Raw genomic sequence first — 23006 nt, 5'->3', positions numbered from 1 at the left:
CGTCTGTGGATCAACCTAGAGCATAGGATGCACTCAATACAACAATGGCCAGATGCGGTTTCACGAGTGTCAATTCCGCATTTACTTGCTACGCGGTCTTTTGCACCTTTGCCAAAGCCTTCTGTAACTGCACGATTTTTGCGTCGCGCTCGGTGGCCAGCGTTTCGACGGGTGTGTCACCCGTGGCTTCAGAAAGGCCATTCGCCAGCATCTCGGATATCTCGCGGGTCAGCTGTGGCGTGCCAAGGTCATCCCACCAACCGTTGAACGTGTCAGAGAAATGATCGCAGAACGCGGCCAACCCGCCCGACCCGGCACCAAGGCTGAACAATGTGGTTGGTCCCATGACGGCCCATCGCAGCCCCGGACCTGCGGACATGGCCTTGTCGACATCTCCGACGCTGGCCACGCCTGATTGCACCAGATGGATTGCCTCGCGCCAGACGGCGGCCTGAAGCCGGTTGGCAACATGGCCGGGGACCTCTTTGTTCACGCGAATCGTGACCTTCCCGATATCCGCATAGAAGGCTTCGGCGGCAGGCACCACATCGGTGTCTGTCTGGCTGTTGCCCATCACCTCGACCAGCGGGATAAGATGTGGTGGGTTAAAGGGATGACCCAGAATAAAGCGCCCCGGGTTCTGCCACCCGGCCTGCATCTGGCCCAGCGTCAGGCCCGAGGCCGAACTGGCCACGATTACACCCGGTTCGATGGCAGGTTCAATATCTGCAAAGATGGCGTTCTTGATTGGCAAACGTTCAGGCACGTTCTCCTGCACAAATCCCGCACTTTCGACGGCCTTGCGCGCTGTCTTGGCAAACTTGATCCGGTCTGGATTGCCCCGGTTCGTTAGGCCCAGATCGGTCATGGTTGGCCACGCCTGTTCAATATACGCGCGAACGGATGCCTCAACTCCGTCGCCCGGATCGTAGACACAGACGGACCGGCCCGACGCCAGGAACAGGGCCGCCCAGCTGGCACCTATGGTGCCAGCGCCTAAAACCGCAGTATGCGAAACCTCAGCCATCAGAACAGTCCGGTGTTGATCGGAGAGGCGGCCGTCATGCCGCCGTCAATTGTGAACAATTGCCCGGTTGCAAATCCCGCCTCGTCCGAGGCCAGCCAAACCGCCATCGCGGCAATATCCCTGGGTTGACCAAAGCGTTTCGTCGCATGGCGTGCCAGCGCGTCCATTCGCGCTGCGTGTGGATCATCGGACAAATCAAACCCGGCTTCCAACATACCGGTCTCGATCCAGCCCGGACAAATGGCGTTGCAGCGGATCTTGGGGCCGTGATCCACGGCAATCGAGCGTGTCAGCCCGTGCACGAATGACTTTGATGCATTGTAGAGCGCCATAGAAGGGTCCGCGACCTGACCCGAGGTTGACCCGATATTGATAATCGACCCGCCTCGCGGCATGGCTGGGATAGACGCCCGGCACATGTTGAACACGCCGCGGCAATTGGCTCCGATGAGCAGGTCCCAATCGGCGTCGGTGCTATCCACGACGGTTTTTTCGATCTGGATGCCAGCGTTGTTCACCAGCACATCGATGGCTCCGACCGACTGCACCAATGCAGCAATTTGCGCAGCGTCCGAGACATCGGTGCTTTGCCAATGGACCAACTCTGGTAGCTCCTCGGGTCGGTCCCCGCGCCCGCAGGTGGTCACGATTGCGCCTTCGGTCAAGAAGGCGTCGACAATGGCGCGCCCGATGCCCTGACGGCCTCCAGTTACCAGCGCTGTTTTCCCTGCCAACCGCATCAGTGCGCCACCATGACGTGCCGGATCGAGGTATAGGCGTCGAGCGCGTAGACGCTCATGTCGCAACCGGTGCCGGAGCCTTTCATTGCAGCCCATGGCATCTCGGGCGTGCCGACGCCGTGGGTGTTGACCCAAGTAAACCCATATCGCAGCCGACTGGTCATCTCCATCGCGCGTCCCACATTGTTGGTCCAGACAGATGAGGCCAGACCGTAGCGACCCGCATTCGCGATGCGCAGTGCATCTTCGGGGTCGTCGAAACGCGAGATAGTAACGACAGGGCCGAAGACCTCGCTGGTTGCGACCTCGGCGTTGTTGTCGACGTTGGCGAGGATGGTTGGTTGGTAGAAATAACCCGAGCCGTCGGCAGCCGCGCCACCAGTGACGATTTCACAAGAACTCCGAGACCGATCGACGAAGCCTGCCACGCGCTCGTGCTGGCGGGCCGAGATGACCGGACCCATTTCGGTGCCTTCAGCCTTTTGCGCGCCAATCCGGATTTCGCTGACCTGCACAGCGATCGCTGCAACAAGCTTGTCGTAAATCCCGCTCTGCGCCAGAACACGGCAAGGCTGGGCGCAATCCTGTCCGGCATTGAAGAAACTGCCATAGCGGATGGTTTCTGCAACAGCGTCAATATCCGCGTCATCGAAAACGATCACCGGTGCCTTGCCACCCAATTCCAGATGCACATGGCGGATCTGATTGCCAGCCGCCCGCATCGCCGCCATTCCGGTGGCAGGGCTGCCGGTCACTGTGATTGCTTCCATCTCAGGGCTGTTGATCAGTTTGTCTCCAATGGTCGGACCTGCGCCATGGATCACGTTCAGAACGCCCTTGGGCAGAATATCATTCAGCAACTCCGCCGCCCGCAGGGTGGAAAGGGGAGTAAGCTCCGAAGGTTTCAGGACCACCGAACACCCCGCCGCAATAGGGGCCGCCAGTTTCCAAGCAGCCATCATCAGTGGATAGTTCCAAGGCGCGATGGCGGCCACCGGCCCGACAGGGTCGCGTCGGATCATACTGGTGTGGCCAGTGACATACTCTCCGGCAGCGCTGCCCGACATGGTGCGCGCCGCGCCGGCAAAGAACAGGAACGTGTCGATGGTCAATGGCATCTCATCATCGCGGGCCGAGGGCCAGGGTTTGCCGACGTCCAGGCTTTCGAGTTCGGCAAGCTCGTCCTGATTGGCCTCAAGACAATCCGCGATGGCCAGCAGCAACGCCGAGCGTTCTGCCGGGGTGCTGCGCGAAAACGTTTCGAACGCTTCTGCAGAAGAGCGCACCGCTGCTTCGACCTGTTCAGGGCTGGCCTCATTCACACGGACGATTTCGGCACCGGTTGCCGGATCGACGATTGGTAGTGCGGCCCCTGTTCCGGCGACCAACACGCCATTGATCAGCATGTTTGTCTGCATGTTTCCCCCTAGAATGCGACCTGGTCGCCGCCCTTGAGCGCCAGGCGTTCGCGCGCTTCGGTCGGGGTCGCGACCGTCAGGCCAAGGTTTTCGATGATGTCCCGGATTTTCCGAACCTGCTGTGCACTGGATACGGCTTTTTCGCCCGGCCCGATATAGAGGCTGTCCTCCATCCCGACGCGGACATTGCCACCCAGCAAAGCGCTTTGCGTGGTGAATGGTATCTGAAAGCGTCCTGCGGCCAGAACCGACCATTCATATTCGTCGCCAAACAGCTTGTTGGCGATGGTGTGCATATGCATCAGGTTGTCGAGATCGGCCCCGACGCCGCCCAGAATTCCAAACACCATCTGCACAAAGATCGGCCCCTCGATCCAACCCTGATCCCGCATCCAGGCAAGGTTGTAGAGATGGCCCAGATCGTAGCATTCAAACTCGAACCGCGTACCGTGCCCGTGGCCCAGCTCTTTCAGGCAATATTCGATATCCGCAAAGGTATTGCGGAAGATGAAATCGCGGGTCATGTCCAGAAACTCGGGCTCCCACGCATGTTTCCAGTTCGAGTATTTGTCCTTCATCGGGAAGATGCCGAAATTCATCGACCCAATATTCATGCTGGCCATCTCGGGCGAGGCTGTGGTGGCAGCGCGCAGACGTTCTTCGCGCGTCATGCCCAACCCGCCCCCGGTCGAGACATTTATGACCGCATCCGTGGCCTGTTTGATCCGTGGCAGGAACTCCATGAATAGTTCAGGGTCAGGATCGGGCTTGCCGGTTTCCGGATCGCGCGCGTGCAAATGGATGATCGAGGCGCCAGCCTCAGCCGCTTCGATCGAAGCGGCTGCGATCTCGCTGGGCGTAATCGGCAGATGTTCGGACATGGTCGGGGTATGAATCCCGCCGGTGGGAGCGCAGGTGATGATGACGCATTTTTGCTTGGCCATTGGTTACAGTCTCATCTGCTGCACCTGAGCCGACAGGCCACCATCCAGCACCCATAACTGACCCGAGGCATAGCGCGCCTCGTCCGAGGCCAGCCAATTTACCAGATTGGCGATGTCTTCGGGCGTGCCATAGGTTCGCATTGGGTGAACATCGCGCACCGCCTGCTGCAACTGGTCGATGGTTTTGCCGCCAGCTCCGGACCCATCGCCTGTGAAAAAGCTCTGCAACATCGGCGTGTCGATATAGCCGGGGCAGATGGCGTTGACGCGAATGCCTTCGGGACCATGATCACAGGCCATCGCGCGGGTCAGAGCGTGAACTGCACCCTTGGTTGCGCAATAGGCTGCCAGACCGGGATCTGCAATGAAGCCATCGTAGGAGCCGAAATTGATGATCGAGGCCGATGTTCCGGCGCTTGCTGCCTTGCGCATCAAGGGCAGGGCATATTTTGAGGTCAGAAACGTGCCAGTGCAGTTCACAGCAAAGCTGCGGTTCCACTCCTCAAGCGATGTATCTTCGATGGTTTTTTCAATCTCGATCCCGGCGGCGTTGACCAGAATGTCGAGTTGCCCGGCCTGTGCGTCGACCTGTTTCATCACGGCAATGGCGTCGGCCTCTTGCGTGACATCCAGTTTGACGAAAATACTGCCATCTTCGTCATGCGCAGCCAGCGACCCTTGCGGGGTGAGATCAGCCGCATAGACCTGCGCGCCTTCGCGTAGGAACCGTGCGACAATCGCGCGCCCGATGCCGCCCCGCCCGCCCGTAACCAGAGCGGTTTTTCCTTCAAGATTTCCTGTCATCTGGGGTCCTCAGGTTCAAACGGTAATGTTCTGCCGCCACGGTCCAATCCATGTGGTTGCGCACATATTGCTTGCTGGCATCCGAGGGCGGGTTATAGTCCCAATGCTCTCCGGCCCCGGCCTCCATCGCTGCGTGCAGGGCGCGGCGGGATTTCTGAGTGGCGATGATATTGCAGCGCAAAGCCTCGCTGTCCCAACGCTCGGCGACTTCCGCAGCAAAGGCTTGCGCCGCGTTGGAATAGGTCGGATCAGTTGCAACATTCACCGTCTCCAGCGGATCCGCAGCCAGATCATAAAGCTGCGGCGGGTCGGCGTCGCAATGAATGTACTTGAGCGGCCCGCGCCGGATCATGAAGACGGGATATGGCGTCATCTCGGCGCAATATTCTCCGATGGCCTCATCCACCGGATCATCCGCGCCACGGGCCAGCGGCATCAGTGACCGGCCATCCACCGGCTCGCCCAGATTTTCCGGGTCACCACCGGCGATTTCAACAAAGGTTGGCAGCAGGTCCAGCAGTGAACACGCATTCCCGGCGACGCCATGCGCCACCCCGGCACCTGCCATGATCAGCGGCACTCGGGCAGAATGTTCAAAGAAGTTCATTTTGTACCACAGCCCACGCTCGCCCAGCATGTCGCCGTGATCAGCGGTCACAAAAACGATGGTGTTGTCGCTTTCGCCGATCACTTCGATCGCTTTGACGATCTCACCGACCTTGCTGTCGAAATAGCTGACATTGGCCAGGTAAGCGTGCCGGGCGCGGCGTATTTCCTTGTCGTTCAGGGGGACGATACTGGCCTCGATCCCATCCATCACCCGGCGCGAGAACGGGTCCTGTTGCTCAAGCGGGGGTACATAGTCAGGCATTGGGATATCTTCATCGAAATACAGATCCCACCACTCCGGTTTGGCAACATAAGGGTCATGCGGGTGAATGAAACTGGCCACCAGACAGAACGGCGTCGCATCACCCGAGGCACGTTCACGCCCCCGATCAATCAGCCAGCGATGCGCGGCGAAACCGACCTCGTCGTCATAATCGGTCTGGAAGGTGGCAATCGCAACGCCACTTTCCTTGACGGTTTGCATGTTGTGATACCACTTGTCGATGCGTTCATCCGGGGCTTCCCAATCCGGGGTCCAGGCAAAATCGGCAGGGTAGATATCGGTGGTGATACGGTCCTGAAACCCGTGTTTCTGGTCGGGGCCAACAAAATGCATCTTGCCGGATAGGCAGGTGCGATACCCGAGTGCCTTTAGGTAATGCGCAAAGGTCGGAACCGAGGCACGAAACTCGCTGGCGTTGTCATAGGCAGCAATGCGGCTGATCAACTGACCCGACATAAAGGCAAAACGCGAAGGCGCACAGAGGGGCGAGTTGCAATAGGCCGCGTCAAACCGCATTCCCCGTGCCGCGAGGGCATCGATATGCGGGGTTTTGGCCACCCGATGACCATAGGCGCCGGTCCAGTGCGGCGCCAGTTGATCAGCCATGATGACAACGATATTGGGCTGCGTCATCGCAGGGCACCAGCGTAGGCATCCAAGACCAGCCCGTGAAAGTGGTGTACCGCGTGCTCGGATTTACCTGACCCTGTTGGGTCGTTCACAATGCGCCCCTGGGTAAAGGCCGGTGTGCTCATCCCGCGCTGTACGCTTTCGACCAGACCGATGTCTTCGACCTGCAAAACCTCATCCAGATACCGGATCGCGTCCAGTTCGCCTTCGTCCGGCTCGGGCGTTTCCAGAAAGAAATCATAGGTTTCCAGGGTCCGGTCCGGGCCGACAGGAATGATGTTCAGCACGATCATGCTCGACCGTCCCGGGTACCGCATCAGGCAGGTTGTTGGCCACAGCCACCAGACCGCATGGGTGCGAACCGTGGCGTTGGACACATCATAGGCCGAATTCGCGGACGTCCCCGCATCGGCCATATGGCTCGAATAAATCCCCTGCGTGGTCACCTTGTAAGTGTCCATGTCGACAAGATCGCAAAAGTCCTTATGCGCCGTCGGGCAGTGATAGCATTCCAGAAAATTGTCGACGACGTTCTTCCAGTTCGACTTGATGTCATAGGTTAGCCGGTGCCCGAATGTCAGCTGGTCGATATCCGGGGCCCAGTGGCGAATCTCGGTTTCCAGATTGCCGGATTGGTCCCGCAACGGGGCGGCGGACGGATCGAGATTCACAAAAATAAAGCCTGCGAATTCCTCGACCTGGACCTGATCCAGACAAATCTCACCGGTGCTGAAATTTTCGAGGTGCTCCGTTTCCGGCGCGCGCACAAGCTGACCGTCCAACTTATAGACCCACGCATGATAGGGGCACATGATGCGGCTCGTATTGCCCTCGCCTTTCAGCAGCTCGTGTGCGCGGTGCTTGCAGACATTGTAAAACGCGCGCAGCGTGCCTTCCCGGTCGCGGACAACGGCGATGGGCTGCCTGGCGATCTCGACGGTTACGAACGACCCGGGCGCGCGCAGCTTTTCAACATGACAGACCCACTGCCAGGACTTCGCAAGAATCTCGCGCTGATCGGCCTGGAACCATTCCTGCAACACATACGCGTCGGCTTTCAGCGATTGCGAGTCACCGGCGTCCGATGAATAGCCGTCGCCAATGGTCGAGAATTGAGCCTGGGTCGGTAGGTTTGCCATGCCGGGCGCTCCTTTGCCTGCCTGCGGGGTCGCACGGGGTATGATCGGCCAAATGCGGTCAATTGACCAATAGTTTAATCGCCTTTGGATAAACCTTATTCGTCATTTTGAACGGCTGGCGCCGGGCGGTACATTGGCCAGGCCCTGAACTCGAAAGGGACGCGACCTTCAATCCGGTCCTGGCTGGGCGGCAGGCCAAAGCGCTGTTTGTAGGCACGCGTAAAATGGACATGGCTGGGAAAACCGCATGCCAATGCAACCTCGGAGATGGGTAATTCCGTTTGCGTCACCAGCCCCCGCGACCGGTCCAGGCGAATGTCACGGTAGTAGAGTTGTGGGCTGGTTCTTACATAGTCCCGAAACAAGCGATTCAACTGGCGTTGCGACACGCCCGCCAGTTTGCACAGTTCGGGGATGCTGATCAGGGTTTCCAAATGACGTTCCATGATCTCGATGGCCTTGCGCACCTTGGGCGGTGCCGTGTTCCCCAATGGTTCTAGACGATCATCGGTCTGATGCGCGCCCGGACCGCGCAGGTTCCGGTAGAACAGATATTTGGCACAATCGTTTGCCAGCGCGTCGCCAACAATTCCGCGTAGCAGGAACAGCGCATATTCACCGGCTGCCGCCCCACCGCAACAGGTCCCAATATTGCTTCCATGGGCAAACAAGTCCTCTGACACGTTGACCTGCGGGTATTTTTCGCCAAAGGCATCAATATGTTCGTAATGAACGGTCGCGCGCCGTCCTTCAAGCAATCCGGCTTCCGCCAGAATGAACGCGGCGGTGTCAATTCCTGCGATAAAACTGCCGGTCCTGGCGAATTTTCGTATCGCTGAAAGCAGCGGCTCGCTCGTGAAGGCCTCGGGTGTCCAACTGCTTGAAACCGCAATAATGTCCGGGCGGTTGTGTTTCAGTGTGTCCAGAGGGTTGACGGAAACCTCCAATCCGTTGCTGGCCCGACAGAGCGCTCCTTCCACGCTTGCGATGTGCCAAGTAAATTGTTGGCGACCGTCAAGATAATTCGCGGCCCGAAACGGATCCAGAAACGCCATCGTCGCCGCAAGATTGAAGTGCGGCGTAACCAAAATCAGAATCTCGGTGCCTTCGGTCTTTGTCTGCATGACCGCACGTTAGCGGAAACCGGCCCATGCGGCGAGTGCGTGCGCGAGCTGCATGTAGGCAACGATTCCTGGACTCTTACGAGAGCTGGTGCCTCAAGAGGGACTCGAACCCCCGACCTTGTCCTTACGAAGGACCTGCTCTACCAGCTGAGCTATTGAGGCAAACCAAGCGTGCATTTAGACGGTTGGCGCGTGTCTTGCAAGTCGGATTCAGATCGGATTACCACCCAAGTCGGCCCAACAAGCCCGGTCGCAAAGCCTGGCCCTTAGACTGTTGCGCCCTTCAGGCGGATCGCTGTGCCCAGGCTACCAGCGCAGACGCCCACGATAACAGCAATCACCAATTCCAGCGGTTCGACATGCGCGAATTGCCAGCCCGCAAAAACCAGCGTTTCAAGCACACCGATGACACCGCCCATCAGCGCACCGAGCCACAGTTTGCGGGTCATCATTCCCAGCGCCAGTCCCAGAATGCCGGGCAGGCTGAGGATGTTTCCGCCGATTGTTCCAAGAATATCAAGCATATCTACCCCGCCTCAGTCCGTGGTCGTGTTCAGGAAATCGCGAATGTCATCACCGGCCGCCGCGTGTTTTTCGAGCCGGTCGCCCGCGCGCGCGCTAAGGCCCTCGGTGACGTTCTGGTACTCTTCCAGGTATCCAGGAGGCAGGCTGTGGGCGATGCCCTGATGGCAGTCGATACAGGTCATATTGTTGTCGATGGCGCGTTGATGTTCCGAAGCGGCGCGGGCCTCCTGAATGGTGAAGTCCATATAGTCGAAATTGTGGCAATTCCGGCACTCGCGACTGTCCGAGGCTTTCATCTTTTTCCAGACCGCCGCCGCCATGCTCAGCCGGTGTGCCTCGTATTTCTCGGGGGTGCTGATGGTGCCGGCCAGTTCGTGATAGACATCCTTGACCGCCATGATCTTGGCTTTGATCTTGTGGTTCCATTCATGCGGTACGTGGCAATCGGAACAGATGGCGCGCACGCCCGAGTGGTTGTTGTAGTGGATGGTCTCGCGATATTCGCCCAGATTGACCTCCATCGTGTGGCACGAGGTACAGAATTCCTCGGTATTGGTCAGTTCGAGCGTCCAGTGAAACCCGCCCCAGAACAGGATTCCGCCCAGAAATCCGGCGATCAGGGTGAAACCGACACTGAGAACCGGGATCGGGCTCCAGAACCAGTTCCAGAGACGACGAATGAATCCACGGTTGTCTTGGGAGTCTGCCATCTTACGTGCTCCTTTTTCGATCCGTTTTGGTCAGTTGTCGTAGGACGGGACAAAGACGTTCTCGACCAGCGGATCGGTGTCGGCCTGCGGAACATGGCATTGATTGCAGAAATACCGTGTGCCCGCGATGTGATCCAACTCGCGGCCTTCGCGATCCAGATAGTGGGTCATCGATAGGGTCGGGGCATTGCGTTCTCCGGCCTTGGTCCAGTCGTGGCAGGACAGACACTGATTGGTGCGGATATCGATCTGATATTGCGAGGTCGAATGCGGTATCAGCGGAGGTTGCTGGCGGTAGTTTCGCACCATTCGCCCCTCGCGGCCTTCCCATTGCAGTTTCGTATCCACGATACTGGGCGCATCTACTGGCGTGCCGCGCAGATCCCGAACCTCTTGCGCAATCGCGATGGTGCCAAGCGCGGTCAGAAGGGCTGCGGCTGTCGTGACTATCTTGTTCATCTTGCAGGTTCCTTGTTGCTTGTCCGGATGGCGCGGTTCAGGCGCGTTCCACTTTGCAGGCACATTTCTTGAAGTCGGTCTCTTTCGACAGCGGGCAGGTCGCGTCGAGGGTCAGCTTGTTGGTCAGCTGGCCTTCGTCGAACCAGGGCATGAAGACCAGACCGCGCGGCACCTTGTTGCGGCCTCCGGTTTCGATGCGGCTGTTGACCTCACCGCGACGGGTGGACAGAACAATCTCTTGCCCTTTGCGCAGACCACGGTCCTTGGCGTCTTCTGGGTGCATATAGACCACAGCGCCCGGGTAGGACCGGTGCAACTCGGGCACGCGACGCGTCATCGAGCCCGAATGCCAGTGTTCCAGCACGCGTCCGGTGCATAGCCAAAGATCGTATTCCTCATCCGGCACCTCGGGGGCGGGTTCATAGGGGGCAAAGATGATCTTGGCCTTGCCGTCCTTGTGCCCGTAGAATTTGACGTCGGCCCCGGCTGGTACGTAAGGGTCATACCCTTCGCGGAACCGGTAGAGCGTTTCCTTGCCGTCCACGACCGGCCAGCGCATGCCGCGCACCTGGTGATAGGTCTCGAACGGGGCGAGGTCGTGGGCGTGGCCGCGTCCGAAATCGGCATATTCCTCGAACAGACCTTTCTGAACGTAAAAGCCAAAATGTTCGGATTCGTCATTGTCGAACCCGTCTGCGGTTTCCGACAGCGGGAACTGGTCGACCGAGCCATTGGCGTACAGCACATCGAACATCGTCTTGCCGCGATGTTCGGGCATCTTGGCCAGCAACTCCTCGCCCCAGACTTCTTCTACGGTGAAGCGTTTCGAGAATTCCATCAGCTGCCACAGGTCGGATTTCGCCTCACCTGGGGCCTTTACCTGCTGTCGCCAGAATTGGGTGCGGCGTTCCGCGTTGCCATAGGCGCCTTCTTTCTCAACCCACATGGCTGTGGGCAGGATCAGGTCGGCCGACAGCGCAGTGACGGTGGGATAAGGGTCCGACACCGTGATGAAGTTCTCGGGGTTGCGATAACCGGGATAGCCTTCTTCGTTGATGTTGGGCGCGGCCTGCATGTTGTTGTTACACTGCACCCAATAGGCGTTCAGTTCGCCATCCTTCAGCTTGCGGTTCTGCAGAACGGCGTGAAATCCGGGCTTGGGCGGAATGGTGCCTTCGGGGATCTTCCATGCGGTTTCGCAGATCTGGCGATGCTCATCATTGTTGACCACCATGTCAGCAGGCAATCGGTGCGAGAACGTGCCAACTTCGCGCGCGGTGCCACAGGCCGAGGGCTGGCCGGTCAGAGAGAAAGGCGAGTTGCCGGGTTCGGATATCTTACCTACCAGCAAATGCACATTGTACATCAGCGAATTCACCCAGGACCCGCGTGTGTGTTGGTTGAACCCCATGGTCCAAAGGCTCATGACCTTGCGGGTCGGGTCGGCGTATTGCTGAGCGAGCCGCTCAAGCTGTTCTTCTGGGACGCCTGACAATTCCGAGGTGTATTCCAGCGTATAAGGCGCAACCGCTTCGGCGTATTCATCAAAACTGATCGCTTCCAACTCGCCGGAATCCGGGTTCGCCGCCTCTTGCTGCAGCGGATTGGTTTCCCGCAACCCATAGCCGATATCGGTCGCGGTTTTGGTGATGTTGACGTGGTTGCGAACGAAGAACTCATTCACCGCGTTGTTCTGGATGATGTAGTTGGCGATGTAGTTCAGGATCGCCAGATCGGTTTGCGGCGCAAAAACAATGCCGTTGTCCGCCAGTTCGAACGAGCGGTGTTCGAACGTGGACAGCACGTGGACCTCGCAGCCCGGCTTGGTCAGGCGGGTATCCGTCAGGCGAGACCACAGGATCGGGTGCATCTCGGCCATGTTCGAGCCCCACAGCACGAATGTATCGGCGGCTTCCAAATCGTCATAGCAGCCCATCGGCTCATCAATGCCGAAGGTGCGCATGAAACCGACAACGGCTGAGGCCATGCAATGCCTTGCGTTAGGGTCTATGTTGTTGGACCGGAACCCCGCCTTCATCAGTTTCGATGCGGCATAGCCTTCCCAGACCGTCCACTGACCAGACCCGAACATGCCAACGCTGGTCGGCCCTTTGTTGGCCAGCGCCTCTTTCCACTTGGTGGCCATGATATCAAAGGCTTCGTCCCAGCTGACCGGTTCGAACTCGCCATTCTTGTCGTATTCGCCGTTGGTCTTGCGCAGCAACGGCGTGGTCAGGCGGTCCTTGCCGTACATGATCTTGGACAGGAAATAACCTTTGATGCAGTTCAGCCCGCGGTTCACCGACGCGTCAGGGTCGCCCTGTGTTGCGACCACGCGCCCGTTCTTGGTGCCCACAAGAACCGAGCATCCGGTGCCGCAAAACCGGCAAGCGGCCTTGTCCCATCGGATGTCGGGGGTCCCGATCTGCGCGTCGGCCGGTCCGGTCGCAAGCGGCAGGCCAGCCGCCGAAGCCGTCGCGGCGGCGGCGGTTGATTTCAAAAAGGTCCGGCGGGATTCAGAGATGGTCATGATAGGGTCTCCGGCGTTACATCTGGCGAGAAGCGTTGAGGTGCGGACGTGTCTCCGCAGGGTCTTCGAAATGGTGATAGGTCAGCGACAGGGTGATCACACCCGGGATCTGGTGCAGATCCATGATCGTCTCCGAGGCGAGACGGTTGGGCGTGTCTTCGACGACGACGACAAGGCGGCCGTCATCAGTGGCGGCGTGAACTTCGGCTCCGTTCACGTTGTTGATTGCGTCCTGCGTGCTTTGCACCAAGGCGGGCGTGACATGGACAAGACAGCCGCAAATATTCATTGCGCACCCTCCGGGCTGGTGTGTTCATGACGCTCGAAACTGACGGCGTCGACGGGGCAGGCGCTGGCGCAGGCGCCGCAACCAGTACAGGCATCGAGGTCCAGAACCGGTTCGGCCCTTCCGCCGAGTTGCGGGCGAAAGCGCAATGCGCGCGCGTCGCAGGCGTCCTGACACACGCGACAGCTTACGCCGTTCATCGACAGGCACGTCGCGCCGATGCTCGCCCGCCACGGCCAGTTGGCCATCTGCTCAGGGTCCAAGGCGCCGGTCGGGCATGAGGTCGCGCACTCTCCGCAAAAGGTGCAGGGGTTGGTATCCAGACGAACCTCGGGCCAGCCTTGCGAGTCCAGGGCGATGATGTCCTGCGGGCACGCCTCAATACAGGCGTCGCAGTCTACGCACAGGTCGAAAAATCCGTCAGCCACGGCACCGGGTGGCCGGATAGCGGACGGGTCCGGACGCAGCACTTTGCCACGTAAAAAAGCGCGCCGGCTTGCTAGCTTGTTCATTCGCTTGCTACCTCTGGGTCGACGGACGCCGTTCCTGACATCCATGCGCAATCATTAGTCTAGCACGACGAATTCGAATTTGACTCAGATCATTTCGATAAAGCTATAAATTTAATCATATATTGGAATTTAAGGTCTGATCTTTATCAATAAGTGGCCTGCTGCGAGCCCAAGCCATACCGCGCAGCGCGTCCGAAAGGCAGTCACGCCCGTTTTTCACCGATCGACGCCACGCCAAGCACTGCCAACACCTTGGCCTCGATCTGTTCGGCGTTCATTCCGGCAGTTGCGTACATGTCGTCCGGGCTGGATTGATCAATGAACGTATCGGGCAGGACCATCGACCGGTACTTCAAACCCTGATCAAAGACACCTTCATCCGCCAGCAACTGGGCCACGTGACTGCCGAACCCGCCGATTGCACCTTCCTCGATGGTGATCAACGCCTCGTGCCCGGCGGCAAGGTCAAGGATCAACTCTCGGTCCAGAGGTTTGGCAAATCGCGCATCCGCAACCGTTGGCGTGATCCCGCGCGCCGACAGCGCCTCGGCAGCTTTCTGGACCTCGGACAAACGTGTCCCAAAGGACAGCAGAGCAACGCGCGCGCCCTTCTGGATCAGGCGACCCTTGCCGATTTCAAGAACTTCGCCGCGTTCCGGCAAGTCGACGCCGACACCCTCGCCACGCGGATAGCGAAATGCGATCGGCCCATCTTCATGAGCAGCGGCGGTGGCGACCATATGCATCAGTTCCGCCTCATCCGCCGCGGCCATCACCACAATTCCGGGCAGGTTCGACAGATAGGCGATGTCGAACGACCCAGCATGCGTCGCACCATCGGCGCCCACCAGACCCGCGCGGTCGATGGCAAAGCGTACCGGCAGGCGCTGGATAGCCACATCGTGTACGACCTGGTCATACCCGCGCTGCAGAAAGGTTGAATACATCGCGCAGAACGGCTTCATCCCGCCTGCGGCCAGCGCCGCCGAGAAGGTCACGCCGTGTTGCTCGGCAATCGCCACATCGAAACAGCGCGAGGGGTAGCGTTCCGCAAACAGGTTCAGCCCGGTGCCGTCGGGCATGGCGGCCGTCACCGCAACAATCTTGTCATCGCGTCCGGCCTCATCCACCAGCGCCTTGCCAAACACCGAAGTATAAGAGGGCGCATTGGAGGGGGACTTCTTCTGCTCACCCGTCACCACATCAAACTTGGCAGTGGCATGGCCTTTGTCGCGGGCCTGCTCGGCGGGGCCATAGCCCTTGCCCTTTTTGGTCAGCACATGGATCAGGATAGGACCGGTCGCCTTGGCCTTGACCGTGCGCAGGACCGGTAGCAACTGGTCCATATCGTGTCCGTCGATGGGACCGAGATAGGAAAAGCCTAGCTCTTCAAACAGCGTGCCGCCGACGGCCATGCCTTTCAGCATCTCCTTGGCGCGCTTGGCGCCTTCGCGGAACGGTTCGGGCAGCAGCGACACCGCGCCTTTGGCCGCAGCTTTCAGATCGTGGAACGGTTCCTCGGCATAGATGCGCGATAGATAGCTGGACAACGCGCCGACGGGCGGTGCGATGCTCATCTCGTTGTCGTTCAGGATCACGATCAGGCGCTTTTTCAAGTGGCCTGCATTGTTCATCGCCTCAAAGGCCATTCCTGCGGACATCGAGCCATCACCGATCACCGCAATCGCATCGCCCATACCTTCGGGGGTGACGCCGCCCAGATCGCGCGCCACGGCAAAGCCCAAAGCGGCACTGATCGAAGTGCTGGAATGCGCCGCGCCAAACGGGTCGTAGGGGCTTTCGCTGCGTTTGGTGAAACCGCTCAATCCGTCCTTCATCCGCAGGGTGCGGATACGGTCGCGGCGCTCGGTCAAGATCTTGTGCGGATAGCATTGGTGCCCCACATCCCAGATGATCTTGTCGCGCGGTGTGTCGAACACCGCGTGCAACGCGGTCGTCAGTTCCACCACGCCCAGTCCCGCCCCCAGATGGCCGCCGGTGACGGACACGGCCGAGATCGTCTCGGCCCGCAATTCCTGCGCAACCTGGTGCAGCTGCGCGTCCGAGAACTGCTTGAGGTCCGCAGGGCGGTTCACAAGGTCCAACAGAGGCGTTTTCGGGCGGTCAGACATTTGGCGCGTTCCTGGCTTAGCTGTCCCGGGCAATAACGAAGCGGGCAGCCTGCTTCAAGGTTTCAGCCGATGCGCCGTACCCGTCCAGGGCAGCACAGGCCTGGTCCACAAGGTCCGCAGCACGGGTCTTGGCCGCATCCAGACCCAGCAGCGAGACAAAAGTCGCCTTGCCCGCATCCGCGTCTTTTTGCAGGCGCTTGCCAGCCTTGTCGGCGTCACCTTCGACATCCAGAATGTCATCGGTGATTTGAAAAGCAAGACCAAGGGCTTGGGCATATCGGCGCAGGGGCTCAGGATCAGCCTGCGCCAATCGCGCCCCGACGCAGGCCGACCAGGTGATCAGCGCACCGGTTTTTCCGGCTTGCAGACGCGTTATTTCCTCCAGCGTCAGCGGGTCTGTGGCTGTTTCGGCGGCGATATCCAGCGCCTGGCCCAGCACCATCCCCTGCGCGCCGCTTGCTTTGGCCAGTGTTAGAGCCAATTCCGCCCGGATTTCGGCCGCGCCAACTTCGGGCCGGGTACAGAGCTCAAACGCCAGAGTCTGCAGCGCATCCCCTGCCAGCACCGCGGTCCCTTCATCCCATTTAACATGCACCGTCGGACGTCCGCGCCGCAGGTCGTCATCATCCATGCAGGGCAAATCATCATGGACCAACGAATAGGCATGGAGCGCCTCGATCCCGGTCGCTGGCCAGATCGCGCGGTCGGCATCGATGCCGTGAAGCCGCGCCGTTTCCAGCACCAGAAACCCGCGCAGTCGCTTGCCACCTTGCGTAGCATTTGCCATCGCCCGGGTCACATCCAGATCGTCCAGAGCACCCAGAACCAGGTCGAACTGCGCCTGAATGCGGGCCGCATCCTGCGCGAGACTTTTGTCAAACATCTACTGGCCTTCGACGGGCGTCGTTCCGGTTGGCTGACCGTCCGCATCCAGCGTGATGGCGGCGACCTTTTCTTCAGCGCGCTTCAGCTCATCCTCGCAGCGCTTTTTCAACGCGGCCCCGCGTTCATACAAAGCAATAGACTGATCCAGCGCCACGTCGCCGCGCTCCAGCTGGCCGACTACGGCCTCAAGCTCTTTCATCGCCTGTTCGAATGTCATCTGCTCAACTGGGGTATCGGTCATCGGACTGCCTTCATCAGTTCTTCCACATGGGCGCGTGTCGCCTCGGCCAGTGCGTTCAGATCATACCCGCCTTCCAGAGTCGAGACGATACGACCATCACAAACCTCATCCGCGATCCTGCACAGCTGGGCGGTGATCCAGGCGAAATCGCCGGTGGACCAGTTCAGATTGGCCAGCGGATCGTCCTGATGCGCGTCAAAACCGGCCGAGATGATGATCAGTTCCGGGTTGAACGCCCGCAAGCGTGGAAAGGCTTGCGCCTCATAGGCGGCGCGCATTTCGGCGCCGCCCGACCCCGGTGACAGGGGAATGTTCAGAACCGTCTCGAACGCGCCGGTCTCATCAGGTCGCCCCGAGCCCGGCCAAAGCGGCATCTGCTGGCTGGTGATGACCAGCGCGCGGCGCTCATCCCACAACAGGTCCTGCGTGCCGTTGCCGTGATGCACGTCGAAATCCACCACCGCGACCCGGTTCAAACCATGGTGATCCAACGCGTGTTTTGCCGCCAACGCCGCGTTGCCGAACAGGCAGAACCCCATCGCTGTTTCTTTCTCGGCGTGATGCCCGGGTGGGCGAATGGCGCAGAACGCATTCGGGGACTCACCGCCCAGAACCAGATCGACCGCTCGCACCACGGCCCCGGCTGCGCGATAGGCGGCATCGACAGAACCCGGGGACATGAACGTGTCCCCGTCAATCTGAGCAAACCCGTCGGTGGGGCGGGTATCGAGAATATCGCTGATATGGCTTTGCGGATGAACCCGCAGCAGGTCGTCATCCGCCGCCATGGGTGCGGTGACGCGGTTCAGTTCCAGCCCCTCAAGTGCGTGCAGTACATGCTCTAGCCTCGCGACCCGTTCGGGGTGGCCTTGCGGCGTCACATGGCCGAGACAGTCGGCATGGGTCAAAAGGGCAGTCTTCATCGGGATCCCATCTTCATCTGGCAAAAAACATCCTCACCGAAGGCTAAAAATCGCCGCGCAGCGGCGGTCTCAGTCCGGTGCCAGCATATAACCGGCCCCGCGCACAGTCTGCAAATACCGGGGCTGCTTGGGGTCCTGTTCGATCTTGCGACGTAGCCGAGTGATCTGCACGTCCACTGCGCGTTCCTGCGCCTGACCCTTGTCGCGGCCCAGATCCTCGACCAGCTTGGCCCGGCTAATCGGTTCGCCCGGCTGGGTTGAGAATATCTTCATCAACTGGCTTTCCGTGGCGGTCAGCCGCACCGGGTCCTCGCCTTGCCACATCTCGCCCCGCTCGACGTCATAGCGGATCGGGCCCAGATGCAGGATCTTTGCCGCCGCATCCTGCGCCGGGGTCTCGGGCATACGCCGCAGAATGGCATTGATCCGCAGCAGCAATTCCTTGGGCTCGAACGGCTTGGCCAGATAATCATCCGCCCCGGCCTCAAGACCGGCAATCCGATGCTCGGTTTCACCCTTTGCCGTCAGCAGCAGGATCGGAGTGGTGTGCGTTTCGCGCAGCGCGCGTGTCAGGCTGACGCCATCCTCGCCGGGCATCATCACATCCATCACGATCAGATCGAAATCCAGCCCGGACAGAACCCGCCGCGCATGGGCCGCATCGCGGGCCGCAGTGACCAGAAACCCGCTGCGCATCAGGAATTTCTTGAGCAGATCCCGAATGCGCTCGTCATCGTCGACAATCAGAAGATGGGCGTCCATGTCACTCATGAAGTGGTATCCCGCAATTTGGTATAGGCATGACGCATATCAGCATCCATCATCGCTTCAAGCACTTTGCGAAACCCGGCAACGGCCTCGGGCCCTGCATCCTTGAAGGCCGCCCGCATCCGCGCTCGCTGAGCGTCAGACAACCGGGTTTCCAGCGCTTTACCCTGTTCCGTCAAAAATAGGTGTCTTTCACGCTTGTCCAACGTGCCCACGCGGCTTTCAACCAGGCCATCTTCGACCAGAGTGCGCAAAACACGATTCAGAGACTGTTTTGTGACCCCAAGGATCGCCAGCAGGTTGTTGACGGTTGTCCCGGGCGCGCGGTTGATGAAGTGAATTGCCCGGTGATGCGCGCGGCCATAGGCCATCTGGGCCAGAATACGATCGGGATCGGCGGTAAAGCCGCGATAGGCAAAGAACATTGCCTCGATACCTTGCCGTAGCTGCTCATCCGTCAGAAACAGCAGGCTTTCCCCACCAAAGACCGGAGCGGGCCGGATTTCGGACATGTCGCGCCTCATTGCTTGTGCGGGCCAAGCTTATGTCAGCGTTGTTGACATTCCAAGGCCGCAGGAGTATCGATCCCCGGATTTTGCGCAACATTTACGTGAAATTCCAACGGATTTGCGCAACATCTGAAGCTTCATCCCGGTTCAGGAGGGTTCGCATGGCGGGGTACGACGATCGTGACGGTGTCATTTGGATGGACGGCAAACTGGTGCCGTGGCGCGACGCCAACGTCCACATCCTGACGCATGCAATGCACTATGCGTCCTCGGTTTTTGAGGGTGAGCGCGCCTATAACGGCAAGATTTTCAAAAGCCGTGAACATTCCGAGCGTCTGATTGCCTCGGCCGAGGCGCTGGACATTCCGATGCCCTACTCGGTCGATGACATTGAAAAGGCCAAGGAAGAGGCACTGGAAGCCAGCGGATTGCAGGACGCCTATGTGCGCGCTCTGGTTTGGCGCGGGTCCGGCGACGACATGGGTGTTGCATCGGCCAAGAACCCGGTCCGCATGGCCGTCGCGGTCTGGCCCTGGGGTGCCTATTATGGTGATGCCAAGATGCAGGGCGCCAAGCTGGACATCGCCGAGTGGAAACGCCCCAGCCCCGACACCATTCCGGTGCATGCAAAGGCGGCGGGCCTTTACATGATCTGCACCATCTCCAAGCACAAGGCCGAAGCCAAAGGCTGTTCCGATGCGCTGTTCATGGATTGGCGCGGTTACGTGGCCGAAGCCACGGGTGCCAACGTGTTCTTCGTCAAGGATGGCGAGGTCCACACCCCGCTGGCCGATTGCTTCCTGAACGGTATCACCCGCCAGACAGTCATTCAGATGCTGAAAGACAAGGGCATCACCGTGCACGAACGGCGCATCAAGCCCGAGGAAATGGCCGAATTCGAACAGTGCTGGCTGACCGGCACCGCCGCCGAGGTCACTCCGGTTGGTCAGATCGGTGACTACACGTTCGAGGTCGGCGACCTGACGCGCGAAATCGCCGAGGATTACGAGCAACTCGTACGCACCTGACGCATAGATCCCAAACCAGCCCTAAACCCTCGCTCTCGGCGGGGGTTCTCTTTTTGTAGGCTCTTGAAATTCAAGATAAAAACAGTCAGATAGATGCTGCCCATCAGGAACGATTAACCGGCCAACCGAAATACACCAACTTCGGGCGCGCAGTCGCCGGCGCTTGGGATTTGCTGGGTGTGGTTCGGCATTTGCGCCGTGACAGATCCGTCTCGTCAAAAGAAGTTGCGCGTCCGCGATCAAAGATATGCTTGAGTTTCTGCAATTTCGTACGACGACTGAAGCCGTGTGGAATTGCATCGGCTTGATCGAACAATTGATGTTCACTGCACGCTTCTTCAGGCCGAGCTGAGAAACAACGCTTCGGGGCAGACTGAGGGCGTTCCTGCTAAGAAGTCAACCTGCCGTCTTGTTCCAATAAACAGTCCTTCAACCGGTGTCGACGTTAACTTGTTCCTGGGTAGCGTGTCCTGTGGATTGTCGGCATATAGACAATCTTGTCTAAGGAACTAGGCATCCCAGAAGATAGCGCGTGCACGGTTGAACTGCCAGCGCCGTGCGTCCGCATCGGCACCGGGGATTGAGATTGCCTACATGACCCGCAATGGGCAATCCTCATCCAAACCCTGCTCACTAAAGCAGTTCACTGAACTGGCTGCTTATAGCGCGGGCCCGGGAGGTTTTCTTCGGTCAGCAAGCGACTTCTCACGATAAACCTCCAAATCTGCGGCTGTCGTATTGCGACATTCAGAGCAAGAGAAATGGGATTGCAGGCATCAAAAACATAATCTATAGTAAATTAAATTTATAATAGGAAACAATAACGCAATAGGTCACCCTTTGACTAAAGGCGCGTGGGGTCGATCGAAATCCAAACTCTGCAGAACAGGTGGCTCCGCCACAAAACGTACTGTGCAAAGACAAGTACGCGCGTCTGCACACCTAAAAAACCGGAGGAACAACTATATGACCGAAGATATCAAGAAGAACTCACGAAATACGGACAAAGCACCGAAAGACCTGAGTTCGCAAACAGTTGCCTTCTCCCATTACAACAACTTGTCGGCCCAGCTTCCGATTGACCCTGAAACCGGGAAAATCGTATCGGGAGACGTCATAGCGCAAGCGAAGCAATGCTTTGACAACATCAAAGCAATTGTTGAGAGCATCGGACACGTCATGGATGACGTCGTAAAACTCAACATATTTCTCAGGAATATGTCTGATTTAGACGCTGTCGACGAAGTGTATACAACGTTCTTCCATCATGAGCTTCCAACACGGGTGACCGTCGAAGTTGCAGACCTTCCTTTGGGAGATGCGCTGCTTCAGATCGATGCTCTGATCTCAAACGGTGAAGGTACGACCCCGCAAGACCCGGTGGATCTAATCAAAGTATCTCGAAACACTGACAACGCGCCGAAAGGCCTGAGTTCGCAGTCGGTCGCCTTTTCTCACTACAACAATCTGACAGCCCAGCTTCCCCTTGACCCAAAGACCGGAGAAGTCGTCTCCGGTGGTGCAAAAGAGCAAGCAATACAGTGCCTTAACAACATTAAGGCAATTCTCGAGAGCATCGGCCATGTCATGGACGACGTGGTCAAAACAACGATCTATCTCACGAATATTTCGGATATCGACGAAGTCAGCGAAGCATGCGAGGCGTTCTTTCCAGACTATGTTCCTGCGCGAACAATAGTAAACGCGTCCGCACTGCCCAAGGGCGCGTTGGTGCAAATTGATACAGCTGTCTCACATGGCGATGGCACTCCGCCGCAACTTGCCGAAGACAGCCGTCTAATTGCCAAAGAAGCAAGTAATACCGAGAACGCGCCAAGTGTTCCCTACGCTCACACGGTTGCTTTTTCACACTATAACCATATCTCCGGTCAGCTTCCGTTGCATCCAGCATCTGGAGAAGTCGTCGCTGGTGGTATCGCAAAGCAGGCCGAACAATGCCTGAACAATATCAAAGCAATCATCGAAAGTGTCGATCATGTCATGGACGATACTGTCAAACTCAATATCCAGCTGAGGAATATTGCGGACATTGAAGCGGTAAACAGCGTCTACACGACGTTTTTCACAGGGGACCTTCCTGCCAGAACGATTATTGGCGTTTCAGATATCAACATGGGCGCCCTGGTGCAGATCGATGCCGTCGTTTCCAATTGTGAAGGCACGCCTCCGCCGCAAGTGTAGCCAATCGCCGCTCGCAAAGAATGTGCTGGATGGATTTTTGCCAAGTAAAATGTCTCCTTTGATCGACTCGACAACTGAATTTTCTCGCGCTGGCCTGGCAGCGCGAGAATTCGCTGTAGATGCGAAACCTCCATGTTGTGGCCCAGAGAATTAATGTTCAGCCTTCGTAGCAGTTAATCCATCGAGCGCTCTGAAAAATACGCCTATGTTTGCCACGCGAGCGCAATCGAAGAAGTGTCCCATGCAGAAGCCCCGCCGCATGAACGAGAGCTATTTACATGTGTGCCGCAAGTTCGTGTACAGCTATCGAGCTGTCGGCAATATTGGAAGCAGCCTTGATTTCACGCTGCCCAAGCGAAGGTGGTGTCGCAGCGAAAAGGTTCTTTGCCAAAACACCAACGTCAAACGGAATTCCAAGTGGTTTGTGCTCGACAAGTGAGGCGCAACAGTGTCTTACATGATCGCTCTGGTGCCCCACGTTTTCCAGATAAAATTCGAACGGGTTTCCAAGATTAGTGCGGCTTTTATCATATAACCCAAACACGATCAGGAACATGGCATCAAAACGCCCTAACAAA

At 58.5% G+C, this 23006-nt stretch carries 23 protein-coding genes and 1 tRNA gene; 2 read left to right on the top strand and 22 right to left on the bottom strand.

What is annotated here, in order from left to right; all coding sequences use genetic code 11:
• Positions 1 to 88: 88 nt before the first annotated feature.
• The 21 genes from ACR0LX_RS16900 to ACR0LX_RS16800 all read right to left on the bottom strand — a co-directional run bounded on the left by ACR0LX_RS16900 (position 89) and on the right by ACR0LX_RS16800 (position 19201).
• Entirely contained in the window at positions 89 to 1027 is a 939-nt protein-coding gene (locus ACR0LX_RS16900; RefSeq protein WP_480784717.1) for a 3-hydroxyacyl-CoA dehydrogenase NAD-binding domain-containing protein, read from the bottom strand.
• Positions 1027 to 1767 (bottom strand): SDR family NAD(P)-dependent oxidoreductase, encoded by a 741-nt coding sequence (locus ACR0LX_RS16895; protein ID WP_480784716.1) that lies wholly within the window; start codon positions 1765 to 1767, stop codon positions 1027 to 1029. The genes ACR0LX_RS16900 and ACR0LX_RS16895 overlap by 1 nt, the downstream gene beginning before the upstream one ends.
• Entirely contained in the window at positions 1767 to 3185 is a 1419-nt protein-coding gene (locus ACR0LX_RS16890) for an aminobutyraldehyde dehydrogenase (protein WP_480784715.1), read from the bottom strand. Before ACR0LX_RS16890 ends, ACR0LX_RS16895 begins: the two co-directional genes overlap by 1 nt.
• Before the next feature lie 8 nt (positions 3186 to 3193).
• Positions 3194 to 4129 carry a 3,5-dioxohexanoate:acetyl-CoA acetone transferase gene (kce, locus tag ACR0LX_RS16885; protein ID WP_480784714.1) on the bottom strand — a complete coding sequence of 312 codons (936 nt, stop codon included), beginning with the start codon at positions 4127 to 4129 and terminating at the stop codon, positions 3194 to 3196.
• Positions 4130 to 4132: 3 nt separating this feature from the next.
• Complete coding sequence (locus tag ACR0LX_RS16880) at positions 4133 to 4933, bottom strand: SDR family NAD(P)-dependent oxidoreductase (RefSeq protein ID WP_480784713.1); 801 nt, start codon at positions 4931 to 4933, stop codon at positions 4133 to 4135.
• Complete coding sequence (gene betC / locus ACR0LX_RS16875) at positions 4917 to 6458, bottom strand: choline-sulfatase (protein ID WP_480784712.1); 1542 nt, start codon at positions 6456 to 6458, stop codon at positions 4917 to 4919. The genes ACR0LX_RS16880 and betC overlap by 17 nt, the downstream gene beginning before the upstream one ends.
• Complete coding sequence (locus ACR0LX_RS16870) at positions 6455 to 7594, bottom strand: aromatic ring-hydroxylating oxygenase subunit alpha (RefSeq protein ID WP_480784711.1); 1140 nt, start codon at positions 7592 to 7594, stop codon at positions 6455 to 6457. Before ACR0LX_RS16870 ends, betC begins: the two co-directional genes overlap by 4 nt.
• 95 nt (positions 7595 to 7689) lie before the next feature.
• Positions 7690 to 8718, bottom strand: coding sequence for a GlxA family transcriptional regulator (locus ACR0LX_RS16865; RefSeq protein WP_480784710.1), 1029 nt, complete (start codon positions 8716 to 8718; stop codon positions 7690 to 7692).
• Between the two features lie 86 nt (positions 8719 to 8804).
• Positions 8805 to 8880, bottom strand: a tRNA-Thr gene (locus ACR0LX_RS16860).
• 104 nt (positions 8881 to 8984) lie between these two features.
• A complete protein-coding gene (locus ACR0LX_RS16855; protein WP_480579519.1) occupies positions 8985 to 9242 on the bottom strand; it encodes a hypothetical protein in 258 nt (85 codons plus the stop codon).
• A 12-nt stretch (positions 9243 to 9254) separates the two neighbouring features.
• On the bottom strand, positions 9255 to 9953 hold the full coding sequence (locus ACR0LX_RS16850; RefSeq protein ID WP_480579521.1) for a NapC/NirT family cytochrome c: 699 nt from the start codon (positions 9951 to 9953) through the stop codon (positions 9255 to 9257).
• 30 nt (positions 9954 to 9983) lie between these two features.
• Positions 9984 to 10412 carry a nitrate reductase cytochrome c-type subunit gene (locus ACR0LX_RS16845; protein ID WP_480579523.1) on the bottom strand — a complete coding sequence of 143 codons (429 nt, stop codon included), beginning with the start codon at positions 10410 to 10412 and terminating at the stop codon, positions 9984 to 9986.
• 37 nt (positions 10413 to 10449) lie between these two features.
• Positions 10450 to 12942 carry a nitrate reductase catalytic subunit NapA gene (gene napA / locus ACR0LX_RS16840; protein WP_480784709.1) on the bottom strand — a complete coding sequence of 831 codons (2493 nt, stop codon included), beginning with the start codon at positions 12940 to 12942 and terminating at the stop codon, positions 10450 to 10452.
• A 16-nt stretch (positions 12943 to 12958) separates the two neighbouring features.
• Positions 12959 to 13231 carry a chaperone NapD gene (locus ACR0LX_RS16835; protein WP_480784708.1) on the bottom strand — a complete coding sequence of 91 codons (273 nt, stop codon included), beginning with the start codon at positions 13229 to 13231 and terminating at the stop codon, positions 12959 to 12961.
• The gene (napF, locus tag ACR0LX_RS16830) at positions 13228 to 13740 is read right to left on the bottom strand and encodes a ferredoxin-type protein NapF (protein ID WP_480784707.1); all 513 of its coding nucleotides are present in this window, start codon (positions 13738 to 13740) and stop codon (positions 13228 to 13230) included. The genes ACR0LX_RS16835 and napF overlap by 4 nt, the downstream gene beginning before the upstream one ends.
• Positions 13741 to 13943: 203 nt before the next feature.
• A complete protein-coding gene (gene dxs, locus ACR0LX_RS16825) occupies positions 13944 to 15872 on the bottom strand; it encodes a 1-deoxy-D-xylulose-5-phosphate synthase (RefSeq protein ID WP_480784706.1) in 1929 nt (642 codons plus the stop codon).
• 16 nt (positions 15873 to 15888) lie between these two features.
• Positions 15889 to 16755 (bottom strand): polyprenyl synthetase family protein, encoded by an 867-nt coding sequence (locus tag ACR0LX_RS16820; RefSeq protein ID WP_480784705.1) that lies wholly within the window; start codon positions 16753 to 16755, stop codon positions 15889 to 15891.
• Positions 16756 to 16998, bottom strand: coding sequence for an exodeoxyribonuclease VII small subunit (locus ACR0LX_RS16815; RefSeq protein ID WP_010443127.1), 243 nt, complete (start codon positions 16996 to 16998; stop codon positions 16756 to 16758).
• Positions 16995 to 17921 carry a histone deacetylase family protein gene (locus ACR0LX_RS16810; protein ID WP_480784704.1) on the bottom strand — a complete coding sequence of 309 codons (927 nt, stop codon included), beginning with the start codon at positions 17919 to 17921 and terminating at the stop codon, positions 16995 to 16997. Before ACR0LX_RS16810 ends, ACR0LX_RS16815 begins: the two co-directional genes overlap by 4 nt.
• Before the next feature lie 69 nt (positions 17922 to 17990).
• Positions 17991 to 18692, bottom strand: a complete 702-nt coding sequence (locus tag ACR0LX_RS16805; protein ID WP_480784703.1) for a response regulator — start codon at positions 18690 to 18692, stop codon at positions 17991 to 17993.
• A complete protein-coding gene (locus ACR0LX_RS16800) occupies positions 18689 to 19201 on the bottom strand; it encodes a MarR family winged helix-turn-helix transcriptional regulator (protein ID WP_480579539.1) in 513 nt (170 codons plus the stop codon). The genes ACR0LX_RS16805 and ACR0LX_RS16800 overlap by 4 nt, the downstream gene beginning before the upstream one ends.
• Positions 19202 to 19359: 158 nt before the next feature.
• Here ACR0LX_RS16800 and ACR0LX_RS16795 point away from each other — a divergent pair, with 158 nt between their 5' ends.
• Together ACR0LX_RS16795 and ACR0LX_RS16790 are read left to right on the top strand one after the other, a co-directional pair.
• Positions 19360 to 20226 carry a branched-chain amino acid aminotransferase gene (locus ACR0LX_RS16795; RefSeq protein ID WP_480784702.1) on the top strand — a complete coding sequence of 289 codons (867 nt, stop codon included), beginning with the start codon at positions 19360 to 19362 and terminating at the stop codon, positions 20224 to 20226.
• A 966-nt stretch (positions 20227 to 21192) separates the two neighbouring features.
• Complete coding sequence (locus ACR0LX_RS16790; protein ID WP_480784701.1) at positions 21193 to 22428, top strand: RidA family protein; 1236 nt, start codon at positions 21193 to 21195, stop codon at positions 22426 to 22428.
• 274 nt (positions 22429 to 22702) lie between these two features.
• On the opposite strand, the gene ACR0LX_RS16785 is transcribed toward ACR0LX_RS16790, so the two are convergent.
• A complete protein-coding gene (locus ACR0LX_RS16785; protein ID WP_480784700.1) occupies positions 22703 to 22984 on the bottom strand; it encodes a hypothetical protein in 282 nt (93 codons plus the stop codon).
• Between the last annotated feature and the right edge of the window lie 22 nt (positions 22985 to 23006).

The sequence above is a fragment of the Ruegeria sp. CH11 genome, from assembly GCF_056537105.1.
The sequence above is the reverse complement of the archived record's forward strand: the minus strand, read 5'-3'. Positions and strand labels throughout refer to the sequence as shown.